Annotated in this window: 15 protein-coding genes and 1 pseudogene; 5 read left to right on the top strand and 11 right to left on the bottom strand. The window is 70.3% G+C overall.

Translation table 11 applies throughout. From position 1 onward, the window contains the following. The first annotated feature begins 125 nt into the window (after positions 1–125). Together K5L49_RS12700 and K5L49_RS12695 are read left to right on the top strand one after the other, a co-directional pair. The gene (locus K5L49_RS12700) at positions 126–884 is read left to right on the top strand and encodes an MFS transporter (RefSeq protein ID WP_223693246.1); all 759 of its coding nucleotides are present in this window, start codon (positions 126–128) and stop codon (positions 882–884) included. A 5-nt stretch (positions 885–889) separates the two neighbouring features. Further along, complete coding sequence (locus K5L49_RS12695; protein ID WP_263299321.1) at positions 890–1,327, top strand: MFS transporter; 438 nt, start codon at positions 890–892, stop codon at positions 1,325–1,327. A gap of 354 nt (positions 1,328–1,681) precedes the next feature. Here the strand turns inward: K5L49_RS12695 and K5L49_RS12690 are convergent. Continuing rightward, positions 1,682–2,533: pseudogene (locus tag K5L49_RS12690) on the bottom strand (lactonase family protein); the annotation flags it as partial. A 56-nt stretch (positions 2,534–2,589) separates the two neighbouring features. Between K5L49_RS12690 and nucS the strand changes: the two are divergent. Genes nucS through K5L49_RS12675 form a run of 3 tightly spaced genes read left to right on the top strand, consistent with a single transcriptional unit; the run spans position 2,590 to position 4,421 of the window. Beyond that, positions 2,590–3,285, top strand: a complete 696-nt coding sequence (gene nucS, locus K5L49_RS12685) for an endonuclease NucS (protein ID WP_223693242.1) — start codon at positions 2,590–2,592, stop codon at positions 3,283–3,285. Further along, on the top strand, positions 3,285–3,701 hold the full coding sequence (locus tag K5L49_RS12680; protein WP_223693240.1) for an SseB family protein: 417 nt from the start codon (positions 3,285–3,287) through the stop codon (positions 3,699–3,701). The genes nucS and K5L49_RS12680 overlap by 1 nt, the downstream gene beginning before the upstream one ends. A gap of 33 nt (positions 3,702–3,734) precedes the next feature. Then, on the top strand, positions 3,735–4,421 hold the full coding sequence (locus tag K5L49_RS12675) for an HAD hydrolase-like protein (RefSeq protein ID WP_308116545.1): 687 nt from the start codon (positions 3,735–3,737) through the stop codon (positions 4,419–4,421). Between the two features lie 9 nt (positions 4,422–4,430). Here K5L49_RS12675 and K5L49_RS20490 read toward each other — a convergent pair whose 3' ends face one another. The 10 genes from K5L49_RS20490 to K5L49_RS12630 all read right to left on the bottom strand — a co-directional run bounded on the left by K5L49_RS20490 (position 4,431) and on the right by K5L49_RS12630 (position 12,666). Beyond that, positions 4,431–4,808 carry a ParB family protein gene (locus K5L49_RS20490; RefSeq protein ID WP_223693239.1) on the bottom strand — a complete coding sequence of 126 codons (378 nt, stop codon included), beginning with the start codon at positions 4,806–4,808 and terminating at the stop codon, positions 4,431–4,433. Between the two features lie 82 nt (positions 4,809–4,890). Continuing rightward, positions 4,891–5,943: an NAD(P)/FAD-dependent oxidoreductase gene (locus tag K5L49_RS12665; protein WP_223693237.1), complete on the bottom strand. Its 1,053-nt coding sequence runs from the start codon at positions 5,941–5,943 to the stop codon at positions 4,891–4,893. Continuing rightward, on the bottom strand, positions 5,940–6,464 hold the full coding sequence (locus K5L49_RS12660) for an isoprenylcysteine carboxyl methyltransferase family protein (protein ID WP_223693235.1): 525 nt from the start codon (positions 6,462–6,464) through the stop codon (positions 5,940–5,942). The genes K5L49_RS12665 and K5L49_RS12660 overlap by 4 nt, the downstream gene beginning before the upstream one ends. Continuing rightward, positions 6,461–6,796, bottom strand: a complete 336-nt coding sequence (locus K5L49_RS20485; RefSeq protein WP_308116544.1) for a 3-oxoacyl-[acyl-carrier-protein] synthase III C-terminal domain-containing protein — start codon at positions 6,794–6,796, stop codon at positions 6,461–6,463. The genes K5L49_RS12660 and K5L49_RS20485 overlap by 4 nt, the downstream gene beginning before the upstream one ends. Further along, positions 6,775–7,575: a type III polyketide synthase gene (locus K5L49_RS12655; RefSeq protein ID WP_308116543.1), complete on the bottom strand. Its 801-nt coding sequence runs from the start codon at positions 7,573–7,575 to the stop codon at positions 6,775–6,777. Before K5L49_RS12655 ends, K5L49_RS20485 begins: the two co-directional genes overlap by 22 nt. Positions 7,576–7,659: 84 nt before the next feature. Further along, complete coding sequence (locus K5L49_RS12650; protein ID WP_223693233.1) at positions 7,660–8,457, bottom strand: ABC transporter ATP-binding protein; 798 nt, start codon at positions 8,455–8,457, stop codon at positions 7,660–7,662. A gap of 30 nt (positions 8,458–8,487) precedes the next feature. Then, entirely contained in the window at positions 8,488–10,293 is a 1,806-nt protein-coding gene (locus tag K5L49_RS12645; protein WP_223693230.1) for an SLC13 family permease, read from the bottom strand. A gap of 84 nt (positions 10,294–10,377) precedes the next feature. Further along, on the bottom strand, positions 10,378–10,782 hold the full coding sequence (locus K5L49_RS12640) for a RidA family protein (protein ID WP_223693229.1): 405 nt from the start codon (positions 10,780–10,782) through the stop codon (positions 10,378–10,380). Positions 10,783–10,801: 19 nt separating this feature from the next. Further along, the gene (locus K5L49_RS12635; protein ID WP_223693227.1) at positions 10,802–11,602 is read right to left on the bottom strand and encodes an IclR family transcriptional regulator; all 801 of its coding nucleotides are present in this window, start codon (positions 11,600–11,602) and stop codon (positions 10,802–10,804) included. Next, on the bottom strand, positions 11,599–12,666 hold the full coding sequence (locus tag K5L49_RS12630) for a sugar kinase (protein WP_223693225.1): 1,068 nt from the start codon (positions 12,664–12,666) through the stop codon (positions 11,599–11,601). The genes K5L49_RS12635 and K5L49_RS12630 overlap by 4 nt, the downstream gene beginning before the upstream one ends. Positions 12,667–12,725 lie beyond the last annotated feature (59 nt).

Below are 12,725 nucleotides of genomic sequence, written 5' to 3'. Positions count from 1 at the left end.
TCGATCGAAACGATTCGACCCCTTTTCAAGCACGACCCGAGCACCGCAGGAACCACGATGTCGCAGCCGACCACGTCCACCCCCGCAGCCGCCGAGAGCTCACCGCCTGGCGCAACGCCGTCTTCATGGTCTTCATTCTGAGCGGCCTCGCCATGGCCACCTGGGTGGCGCGCATCCCCGGTGTCCGCGACGACCTCGGCTTCGGAAAAGACCCATCGTCGATCGGCCTGCTCATCCTCGGACTGTCAGTGGGTGCCATCGTCGGCCTCGCCGCATCGTCACCGGTGCTCGTGCGGTTCGGCCCCCACAAGGGCATGGTTTCGGCGCTGGCCATCGTCGCCGCCGGCATGGTGCTGATCGGGCTGGGCGCATCGGTCGCCCACTCGGTGCCGGTCGTCGCCGCCGGACTCATCCTGCTCGGCTTCGGCAACGGCATGGTCGACGTCATGATGAACGTCGAAGGCACCGCCGTGGAACGCGAGATCGGCAAAACGCTGATGCCGCTGATGCACGCCTGCTTCAGCCTCGGCACCGTGATCGGAGCGGGCATCGGCGTCGCCATGGCCGCGCTGAACGTGGCCGTGTCCTGGCATCTCACCGGCACCGCGATCGTGATCGTCGTCGTCGCGATCATCGCCGTGCGGTTCATCCCGCGCGAGGCCGACCTGGGCGACGAGGTCGGCGAGAAGCCGGCGGTGCCCTTCCGCGAACGGATGCGCGAGAACCTCGCCGTGTGGGCCGACTGGCGCCTCATCCTGATCGGCGTCGTCATGCTCGGCATGTCGTTCGGGAAGGATCGGCCAACGACTGGATCTCCCTGGCCGTGGTCGACGGGCACGGCCAAGACAATTCGACCGGCGCCCTGGTCTTCGGGTTCTTCGTGACCGCGATGACGCTCGGCCGCGTGCTCGGCGGGCCGCTCGTCGACCGCATCGGCCGGGTGACCGCCATCCGCATCACGGCCGGGTTCGGTGCCGCGGGGCTGCTCATCTTCATCCTCGGCGGACCGCTCTGGTTGGTCATCGTCGGCACCGTGCTCTGGGGGTTCGGCGTCTCCCTCGGCTTCCCGCTCGGAATGTCGGCCGCAGCCGACGGCGCCGCCAACCCGGCGGCTCGGGTGAGCGCCGTGGCCATCATCGGCTACTGCGCCTTCCTCGTCGGACCACCTCTGATCGGCTTCCTCGGCAAAGACTTCGGCCTGCTCAACGCGCTCTACCTCATCCTGGTGCTGCTCATCGCTGCCTTCCTGGCGGCACCGGCGGTGCGCGAATCCTCCCGCTCCCGCAAAACCGCACCGGAGCCCTCCTCCTCCTCCGAAAGCGTCTAACCCGCCCCTCATCCCGCCCTTGCCCCACCCCACCCCTCCGGCAATGCGCCCGCGCATTTGCCACAAATGTCGCCTCCGGCGACGGCACTCTCCACATGTGGCGCAAATGTTCGCGCCGAGGGCGAAGGGGTGGAGGGGGGGGCAGGGGGGCAGGGGCTGGTCAGAGGAGGTGCAGGCAGACGGGAGTGGGCACTTCGGTGAGCGAGACGACGTCGAGGGAACGCGTCGCGCTGTCGAACGAGAACACGGCGATCGACGAGCTGTCCTGATTCGCCACGAGAATCCGTTCGCCCCCGGCGCCACGATGAGGTCGCGCGGCGCGGCACCCTGCGTCGGCACCACCGTCAGCAGGGTGAGCGCTTCGGTCGCGACGTCGAAGGCGAACACGGCGATCGTGTCGTCACCACGGTTCGTCGCGAACACGGTGCCCCCGTCCTCCGACACGCGCACGGCGGCGGCGAAGCTCTCGCCCGAGGCCTCGTCGGGGCGAGCGGATGCGCTTCCCGCGATCTCGAACCGGTCGCCCACGCGGTGCAGCAGGGTGAGGGTGCTGTCGAGCTCGTTCACCAGGAAGGCGTGAGCACCGCTCGGGTGGAAGGCCAGGTGCCGCGGGCCGGCCTCACCGGTGATAACGGTCGCGTCGGGGAGCGCTGTGACCGTTCCGTCGTCGCCGAACGCGAAGAAGAGCACCGCGCCGAGGCCGAGGTCGACGACCGCGAGGTCGCCGGTGCGAGGGTCGAACTGGAGCTGGTGCACATGCGGGGCCGCCTGCCGTTCCAGGCCCGATCCGCTCCCCTCGTGCTGCACGAACGCCGTGCGCCGGCCGATGGCACCGGAGGCGTCGAGCGCGAACACGGAGAACGAACCGCCCCCGTAGGCGCCGACCAGCAGAAACCGCTCGCTCGGGTCGAGCACGAGATGGGCGGGTTCCGCGCCGACGACCGCCACCTCGCCCAACGGGGTCAGCGCGCCCACCGCATCCCGAGCGTAGGCGGCGACCCCACCCGCAGGCGCGGTTTCGATCACGCTGTACACGCGGGAACCGTCGGCGGTGGCGGTGACCCACGACGGGTTGGTCACGACGGCGGCGACCTCCTGGTCTGTGACCCGGTCGCCGTCGAAGCGGGCGGTGAGGATGCCATCCGCTCGGCCGTGGACGTGCGGGAGGGTTTCGGTGTACGTGCCGATGAGCAGATCGCGGGTCATGAGCCCATCCTGCCAGCGGCCGGGGACGCATCCCCGCCACGGTTTAGGATTGTCCGGTGCGTCTCGTCATAGCCCATTGCTCCGTCGACTACGCCGGACGCCTCAGCGCGCATCTGCCGCTGGCGAACCGGCTGCTCATGCTGAAGTCCGACGGCAGCCTGCTGGTGCACTCCGACGGCGGCTCGTACAAGCCGTTGAACTGGATGAGCCCGCCCTGCACCCTCTCGGTGATCGAGCCCGACGAGGCCCAGGCCGCCGCCGGGGTGACCGAAGTCTGGAAGGTCACCCAGGCCAAGACGGCGGATATGCTCGTCGTCTCGATCCACGAGGTGCTGCACGATTCGGCGCACGAGCTGGGTGTCGATCCCGGCCTGCAGAAAGACGGCGTCGAAGCCCACCTGCAGAAGCTGCTCGCGGAACAGATCCACCTCCTCGGCGACGGCCACGTGCTGGTGCGCCGCGAGTACATGACCGCCATCGGGCCGGTCGACATCCTGGCTCGGGATGAGACGGGCGGCTCGGTCGCCGTCGAGCTGAAACGCCGCGGCGACATCGACGGGGTCGAGCAGCTCACCCGCTACCTCGAACTGATGAACCGCGACCCGCACCTCGCGCCGGTCCAGGGTGTGTTCGCCGCCCAGGAGATCAAGCCGCAGGCCCGCACTCTCGCCGAGGATCGCGGCATCCGGTGCCTCGTTCTCGACTACGACGCCATGCGCGGGCTCGACGACAGCGACAGCAGGTTGTTCTGATGGCCCCGAAGCCGCGGTTCCCCGCCAGCTACGAGAACGTGCCGGTGCGCAAGGCGCTCACCGCGATCGTCGCCGAGCCGAGCCGCGAGAACTTGGATGCACTGCTCGCCGCCGCCGTCACCGGCGGCCTGGTCGTCGACGTCACCGGATCGACGCCGGAGAACACGACCCTGCGCACGATCTCGTCGACGACGGGGGAAGCGGTGCTCCCCCTGTTCACCTCGATGAAGGTCCTTCAGGGTGCGGTGGCGAACACCGCCGCGGGCGAGGGGGCTCCGGTACAGGCCGTGATCGTTCCCGCCACCGAGGCGCTCGGCTTCATCGCCTCGGCCGACTTCGTGGCGGTCCAGTTCAACCCGGGCGCCGACGAGACGATGGTGGTCGCCCGCTCCCACATCGAGGCCGCACTCGGCTGACACCGAGCATTCTTCGAGAACCCTCACCTACCATTGGACGGTTATGACCAATCCGACCCCCACCGTCACGCGAACCTGGACCTGCATCCTGTTCGACCTCGACGGAACCCTCACCGACTCCGCACCCGGCATCACCGCCTCCCTCGTCTCGACGTTCGAGACGTTCGGGCTGCCCGTTCCCTCCCTGCCCGACTCGTCGAATACGTCGGGCCGCCGCTGCTCGACTCGCTGCAGCAGTTCGCCGGTCTGACCGAGGCCGAGGCTCGCGATGCGCTCACCGTCTACCGTGCCTCGTACCATGAGCACGGCGCCTTCGACAGCGCGGTCTTCCCCGGCATCCGGGGGCTGCTCTCGCGCCTGAACGAGGCGGGGATCCCGCTCGCCGTGGCCACCAGCAAGCCCGAACTGCAGGCGAAGCGCATCTTGGAGCATTTCGACCTCGCCCGGCATTTCGATGTGATCGCCGGTGCCACCGAAGACGAGTCGCGCAGCGCGAAATCGGAGGTCGTCGCCGAGGCCCTCCGTCGTCTCACCGAACAGGGCGTCGACCTCGCACAGACAGTAATGGTCGGAGACCGCGCCTTCGATGTGGAGGGGGCCGCGGAGAACGGGCTGCCGACCATCCTCGTCGAATGGGGTTACGGCTCGCCCGCGGAGGCCGTCGGGGCGATCGCCGTGGTTCACTCCACCGACCAGCTCAGCTCGCTGCTTCTCGGCTAGGAACACCGCCTAGAATCCGATCGGCCGCCCGGGGGCGAGCGGTTTCCCGTTTCCGGCGAATCTCTCCCCCGCGTTGTGCGCCCGCTCCCGACGCTCGACCTCCGCGAGAAGCGCCTTGTTGAGCATCTCGGACCAGCTGCTGTCCTGCTCGAAGAATGAGGTGGCGCGGTAGGCACCGCGGGCGCGGTCGCGCAGACCTTCGGTGATGTAGAAGGTGATCGTCGTCCGTCGCATCGGGCCGGTTGCTCCCGCGGCGCCGACGACGGAGCTGCGTGCGGCACGGAACTCGGAGGCGGTTTCGCGCGCGCCCACAGGCCCCTGAGCATCCGGCGAGACGGAAGTGCCGGGGTCGGGATCGTGGCTTTCGGCCGAAAGAGAACTACCCACGGGGACCTCGCAATATATTGCATGTGATCGTTGACTGTTTCACATACTCTATGGCTAGCCCTGCCCCGGCGCCAGTGGGGCCTCAGCGGGCGAGGCGCTCGACGACGCGTCCGTAGAGGCCGGGGCATGCTGCCGCGAGGGGAACGATCCGGCCGCGCAACGGCGACCGGGCGACCCGGACCAGCGCCGTGGTGAGCAGCCGGAAGTCTCGGGTCTCCGTGCGCCAGGCCCGCTCGTACTGCTGCGGCCGCCCGGCGAGCACCGCGTCGACGGCGGAGCGGGCCTGCGCGAAGCCGACGCGCATCCCTTCGCCGGTGAGTGCGTCTACGTATCCGGAGGCGTCACCGACCAGCAGCACCCGGCCCTGCGTGCGGGCGCTCGTCCGCTGCAGCAGCGGACCGGCTCCGCGCACCGGAGTCGACGCGTCCGCGGCGCCCAGACGTTCGGCGAGCTGCGGGATGCCGGCGAGCGCCTCGTCCAAGCGCAGGTTCCGCGGACCGAGCACCGCGATGCCCACCGTCTGCGGACCGACCGGCGTGACGTACGCCTCCACCGCACCCGCCCAATGCACTTCGACGAAATCGGTCCACGGTGCGAGCGCGTAGTGCCGTCGGAGTCCGAACCGGCGGCGGCGTTCCGGCTGCGGCGCCCGTTCCAGGCCGAGGTGGCGGCGGATGGGCGAGTGCAGCCCGTCGGCGGCGATCAGCCAGGGCGCGGTGAGCACGGTTCCCCCTTCGGCGATCCGCACGGACGCGCTCCCGCCCCCCTGTTCTGCCCCGGTCACCCGGCCGCGCACGAAGCGCACGCCGAGGTCCGCGGCTCGGGCCGCGAGCGCGGCCTGCAGAACGGTTCGCCGCACCCCGCGTCCGCCTCCGCCGGTGAAGCGATGCTCCACTCGATGGTCCGCGTTCAGGTACGCGATCCCGGCGAGGTCGTGGCCGGCCGGGTCGACGCCGATCCGGCGCAGCGCCGTCAGGGCTCCCGGCATCAGCCCTTCGCCGCAGGCCTTGTCGATCGGGCCCTCCCGCGCTTCCACGAGCAGCACGTCCTGTCCGGCGAGGCGGGCCTCGATGGCCGCCGCGAGCCCGACCGGGCCGGCGCCGACCACGAGAAGGTCGGCGTCTTTCGCCGTCATGGCCGGGCCGGCATCACCGTCGCGAGCGCGCGGTTCTCGCACGGGATGCGCACGGCGAGCAGGAGGATCGCGTTCAGCACAGTGAAGGCGAGCGCGGTGATCCAGGCGGTGTGCACGAGCGGCAACGCGAAACCTTCGACCACGACGGCCACATAGTTGGGGTGACGGAGCCAACGGTACGGTCCACGATTCACCAGCGGCAGCCCTCGCACGATGATCACCCGGGTGTTCCAGCGGGGGCCCAGCACCGCGATGCACCACCAGCGCAGGCCCTGGCTGGCCAGCACCAGCGCGAACATCGGCCAGCCGAGCCACGGGAGGAACGGCCGCCCGCCGAACCACACCTCCGCCAAGCAGGCGAGCAGCAGCCCGGTGTGCAGTGCGACCATCGGCGGAAAGTGCCCCCGACCGAACTCGATGCCGCCCCGGGCGAACGACCACCGGGCGTTGCGCGCGGAGACCACGAGCTCGACCAGGCGCTCGACGCCGGTGGCGAGCACCAGCACCGTGTACAGGATCACGCGGCCGTGCCGATCTCAGCCGGGCCCGACGCCTCGGAGTCGGCGCCGTCCGCCCAGCGCAGCAGCACGAGTTCGGCGGTCACACCGGGTCCGAGCGCGAACAGCAGCCCATGGGTGCCGGCCGCAGGCTGCGTATCCATCAATTCGGCCAGCACATGCAGCACGGCCGCCGACGAGAGGTTGCCGACTTTCGCCAGTGAGCGCCAGCTGGCGTCGAGGGCGCCGTCGGGCAGGTCGAGCGCCCGGGCGAAGGCCTCCAGAACTTTCGGACCACCCGGATGCGCGGCCCACGCACCCACATCGGCGATCGTCAGGTCGTGCGCAGCGAGCAACCCGGCGGCGTCCCGGCGAAGTTGCGGTCGATCACCTCGGGGACGCCGGCGCTGAGCACGATGCGGAACCCCGTGCCTCCGATGTCCCAGCCGATCACATCGGCGGTGTCCGGGTAGATGCGGCTGCGGGTGTCGACGACCTCAGGCCCGGGAAGGCCGAGCTGCTGGGCGCGGCGATCGCCCACCATGATCACCGCCGCGGCGCCGTCACCGAATAGGCCGCTGGCCACGATGTTCGCCATCGAGTCGTCGCTCGCCTGCACCGTCAGTGAGCACAGTTCCACCGAGAGCAGCACAGCGACCTCGTTCGGGTGTCCGACCAGGTAGTCGTGCACGCGGGCGATTCCGGCGGCGCCCGCCACGCAGCCGAGACCGAAGCTGGGCAGGCGTTTCACGTCGGGGCGCAGGCCCATGCGTGCGACGAGCTGGGCGTCGATCGACGGGGCGGCGATGCCGGTCACCGAGGTGAACAGCAGAAAGTCGACATCGGCCGGCGCGAGGCCCGCCGTCGCGAGGGCCGCGGTGAGCGCGCGCTCGGCCAGCGTGGTGCCCTCGGCGATGAAGTAGTCGTTCGACTCCTGGAACGAGGCGAGGGCGCTGTACCGCTCCAACGGCATCACCAGGTTGCGCGTTTCCACTCCGCTCGAGGCGTGGACGCGGCGCATCACGGCCTGCCGGCCAGGGTCGGAGGTGATCATCGTCAGAAGCGCCGCGGTGATCTCCGTCTGCGGGTAGCTCCGCGCTGGCACCACCGGCGCCACCGCCACGATTCGGGTCACCTCCGCAACGTACCACCGCCACGGGGTCGCACCCCCGTCTCGCCCCCGATTCCCGGCGAGCGCGCATCCGGGATGCCTGTGCCGTCAGCGCCCGGCCGTGCGAACGGACCAGCGGCCGTCGGTGCGGGTGAGGGCCAAGGGGTAGTCGAGCGTCCGGCTGATGAGCTCGCTCGTCAGCACCTCGTCGGCGAGCCCCTGCGCCACGATGCGACCGTCGCGCAGCAGAACCGCATGGGTGGTGCTGGCGGGCAGCTCCTCCAGGTGGTGGGTCACGAGCACGCTCGCAAGGTCCGGGTGCTGCGCTCGTAGCCCGTCGATGCGATCGAGCAGATGCTCCCGGGCCGCGATGTCGAGCCCGGTGCTCGGCTCGTCCAGCAGCAGAAGGTGCGGGTCGGCCAGGAGCGCCCGGGCGATGAGCGCGCGCCCGCGCTCACCCTGGGAGAGGGTGGGCCAGGTCGACTCGGCGAGGTCGCGCATCCCGAGCAGGTCGACCAGTTCGTCAGCGTGCGCCGACTGCTCTGCTGTCGGCTCCCAGCGCATCATGATTTCCGTCGTGCCGGTGGCACCGGTGAGGACGACCTCCCGCACGGTGAGCGGCGAGCGCACCTGGTGCCTCGGGTTCACGTGACCGATGAGGCCGCGCAGCTCTCGCAGGTCGACCCGCCCGAGACGACGGCCGAGAACGTCGACGGTGCCTCTCGTCGGGTGCACCACCGCGCCGAGCATGCTGAGGATCGTGCTCTTGCCGGCACCGTTCGACCCGATCAGCGCCCAGTGCTCCCCTGCCCGAACCTCGAGGTCGATGTCGTCGAGGATGGTGCGGCCGCCGCGCACGAAAGCGACGCCCTCCGCTTTCAGAATGGTTCTCGTCGCGTCCGTCACTCCCCCATCCTGCCGGAAACGACGGCCGGATCAGAACGGCCAGAGGAGCGGCACGAGCAGCACGGCGACGGCGAGGAACAGCACCACCAGCACCAGCCCGAGCCGCCAATAGTCGCCGAAGCGCAGACCGGCCGGCCCCATGATCATGAAGTTCGCCGGGGTGGCCACCGGGGTGAGGAAGGCCGCGGCGGAGACGACCGCGACCGCCATCAGGAACGGCAACGGCGAGACGTGCAGCTCGACGGCCACGGAGACCGCGATCGGCGCGATGATGAGCGCGGTCGCAGTGTTGCTGATGAGCTGACCGAAGACGAGGGCGACGACGCAGAGTGCCAGCAGCACGAAGAGCGGGCCGAGGTGGCCGACCGTGTCGACGAGACCGGTTGCGATCAGCTCCGCGGCGCCCGTCTTGGTGATGGCCGTCGACATCGGGATCATGCCGGCGACCAGCAGCAGCGTCGTCCACGAAATCGAGCGGTGTGCCCGTTCGACGGTGACGGCGCGGGTGAGCACCATCGCCGCCGCGGCCAGGAGGCCCGTGACAGCAGGGGGCATGATCCCGGTCGCCAGCGAGGCCACCATGAGGACGAGGATGGCGAGCGCCACCCAGGCGCGCATGCCGAGCGGAGCTGCCTGCCGGCGCAACTGATCGGGCTGGTCGACGACGAGGAGGTCGGGGTCGGCGAGGTTCAGGTCGAGCGCATCCCATCGCCCCTGCACGAGCAGGATGTCGCCGGACTCGAGCACGATGGTCTGCGAGTCGATCGCCTCGCCCGCGCGCTGCACGGCGAGGACGACGAGGTCGCCGCTGTCGGTGATCATGCCCGGGAACACCGTTTCGCCGACCATGCTCGACCGCGGTGAGACGACGACCTCGGCCACCCCGTAGGTCGCGTCGATGAGGGCGTCCGTGCGCCCGAGCGAGCCGTTCGCGCCGAGGCCGGCGAGCTTGGCCTCCTTCTTCAGGATGCGGATACTCGTCGTCTCACCTCGCACCAGCAGGCGATCGCCCGGCTGGATCGTCTCGCCCGCGGGACGCCGGTCGGTGCCCTGCACGGCGATCAGCTGAACGGGCGCGAGCTCGCCGAGGCGCGCCTCCCCCGCCGAGCGGCCGACGAGCGGCGAGTTGGATCGCACGCGCACACGGGCGAAGGGCTGCGGCGTCGCGTACTCCCGGAGGAGGGTGCGAGCGTGGTCGCTGAGGTCACGCGGCATGGTGGCCGGCATCCGCTCCGGGATGAGCCAGCGCCGGAACAGCACGGTGATCAGCACCGTACCCACCACCAGCACCGCACCGACCGCGGTGAACTCGAAGAACCCGAAACCGCCGTGGCCGGTCTCGGCGGCGAGCTCGGAGATGATCACGTTCACCGGACTGCCCGTGAGGGTGAGCAACGACCCGGCGTGGGCGCCGAAGGCGAGCGGGAGCAGCAGCCGCGACGGCGCCACCGAGATGCGCGAGGCGACCACGACCACCACCGGGAGGAGGGCGGCGACGGCACCGTTCACACTGATCAGAGCCGAGAGCACGGCGACCACCAGCATGACGAGTACCGTGAGCACCCCGGCCTTCGTGCCGCCCCGACTCACGAGCTGCTGCCCTGCCCACCCGGTGAGGCCGGAGGCGTCGAGCCCTTCGGCGACCACGAAGAGGGAGGCGATGAGCACCACCGCGGGGTCGGCGAAACCGGCGAACGCCTGCGGCAGATCGAGCACGCCCGTCGCGAGCAGGGCGAGGGATGCACCGAGCGCGACGAGACCGGTCGGCACCTTCCCGCTCACGAACGCGACGACCGCGAGGCCGAGGATCACCATCGTCACCGCGATGTCACTCATGGGGCGAATCTATCTGAGCGCACCCCCGCGCAAAACGTCTGCATTCGATTCCCGCGCTGAACGCAGGCCGCCGCGTGCCCGGGATCAGTCGGTGACAGCGATGGCGTCGATCTCGACGAGCATCTCCTCGCGGGGCAATCCGGTGAAGACCGTGGTGCGGGCCGGCAGCACGCCCGAGCTCACCCGGGCCGAGACGAACTCCCCGTACGCCTCGTTCATGACGGCGAAGTCCTCACGCTTGGTGAGGTAGACCCGCAGCATCATGACATCGTCGAAGGTGGCGCCGCCGGCCGCGAGGATGGCCTCCACATTCTGCAGGGTCCGCTTCGTCTGGGCGGCGACATCGCCCGGGTGCAGGTACTCGTTCGTGGCCGGGTCGACCGGGCCCTGCCCCGAGACCTGCACGAAGGGTCCACGGCGGACCCCCTGCGAGAAGGTGTGCGCCGGAGCGGGGGCGTCGGGGGTGCTCAGGGCGGTGCGGTCGGCCATGGTGGTCCTTTCGAGACGGTCAGACGGTGGGGATGGTGGGGAGGGTGGGGAGGGCGGGCGGAAGCACGAAGGGCGCTTCGCCCACGAACCCGAGCTCGGCGGAGATCGCCGCAGTGGCTTCTCGCAGCGCGGGAAGCAGGTCGAGCACACCGGCGTAGGAAAGCACGACGTTCGGAACCGAGACCGACACGGCAGCGGCAACCCGTCCGTCGGCGCCGAAGACGGGGGCGCCGACGCAGTTCATGAAGGTCTCGTGCTCCTCGTGGTCTTGCGCCCAGCCGCGGGCGGCGGAGCGGCGCACCTCGGCGATCAGCTCGTCGGGGCCGGCGATGGTGCACCCGGTGAACCGCTCGTAGTCGACGGCCGCGGCCACACGGTCGAGGTCGGCGTCGTCGAGTCCGCCGAGCAGGATCTTCGCCACCGCGGTGGCGTGAAGGGCGGCGGGAAGCCCGATGCGGGAGTACATCCGCAACGGCTGACGCGACTCGACTTTGTCGATGTAGATCACCGTCTCCCCGTCGAAGGCGGCCAGGTGCACGGTCTGGCCGGTCGTCGCGCCGAGCGCCCGCAGCGTGGGGGCGGCGACGCGACGCACATCCCGGGTGTCGAGGGCGGTCTGGGCGAGCCCGAAGACCGCCGAACCCACGTGGTAGCGGTACGACACGTCGCGGGTGACGTAGCCATGCGATTCCAGCGTCTGCAGCAGGCGCAGCACCGTCGTCTTGTGCACGCCCGTGGCCGCCGCCAGGGTGTCGAGCGAGTCGACCCCGCGCGAGACGAGGTCGAGCAGTTCGAGGCCGCGTGCCAAGGACTGGCTCATGACCGCCGCCAGGGGATCTCGCCGGGGTGCACACGCCACGCTGCCCAGACCTCGTCGGGGGCGGCGGCGATGCGGTCGCGCTCCGCCGCATCCGGAACCGTGACGGGACGATCGCCGGAGCCGATCAGAGTGAGCGCCGCGAGTGCGTGCCCGAGCCGCAGGCAGGTCGTCTCGTCGCGCCCCTCCACCAGGGCCGCCAGATAGCCGGCGGCGAAGGCGTCACCCGCGCCGACTGGTTCCACCACCTCAACTGTGAGACAGGGGACACGGATCTGCGTTCCGTCCCGACGCAGCGTGGAAGCGTGCATGGCTTCGTCTTTCAGCACGAGCCGGCTGAGGCGGGGGTGGTCGGCGAACAGTCGCTCCCCGTCGGCGTGGCCGAAGTGGGCGCCGGCCTCGTCGACGCCCACGAAGAGGGCGTCCGCCTGGGCGACAAGCGCATCCAGAGGGTCGGTCGCGCGGTCGCGCCAGAGCAACGGGCGGTAGTTGAGGTCGACGCTCACGATGGCGTGCGGCCCGACGGCATCGCGCAGCCCGGCGAGGGCTTCGGCGGCCGAGACCGAGAGGGCGGCCGTGATCCCGGAGGTGTGGACGATCCGCGACTCGCGCAGCGCCGCAGCGGCGGCCTCGGAGCGGAGCAGGGCCGGGCCGATCGCCGAGGCGGCCGATTCGCGACGGTAGTAGTGCATCCGGGTGCGTGTCCCGTTCAGCCCGGATGCCGTCTCTTTCACGTAGAGACCGGTCGCACGCTTGTCATCGGTCTCGACCGCGGCGGTGTCGACACCTGCTTCGGCCGCGGTGCGTCGGATGCGGTCGCCGAACCCGTCGGCGCCGAGGCGTGAGATCCACGCGGTGCGGATGCCCATGCGGGCCAGCGTGCTCGCCACATTGAACTCGGCGCCGCCCACATCGGAACCGAAGGTGTGCGCCTCCGCGAGCGGAAGCGGGGTATCGGGGAACAGCGCGATCATGGCTTCGCCGATCGTCGTGACCTGCACGGGTTCCCGTTGCACCGCCGCCTCGTTTCGTCCGGATGCCGTGTTCTCGGGTTTCGCCGGCGTCATCCTGCATGGTAGAACAGGCACAACACAATCTGCAACGCCCGTTGCGCTATGCGCAACGC

The organism is Leifsonia poae (genome assembly GCF_020009625.1).
GTDB classification, from domain to species: Bacteria; Actinomycetota; Actinomycetes; order Actinomycetales; family Microbacteriaceae; genus Leifsonia; species Leifsonia poae_A.
This window is presented reverse-complemented; position numbering and strand designations above follow the sequence as displayed.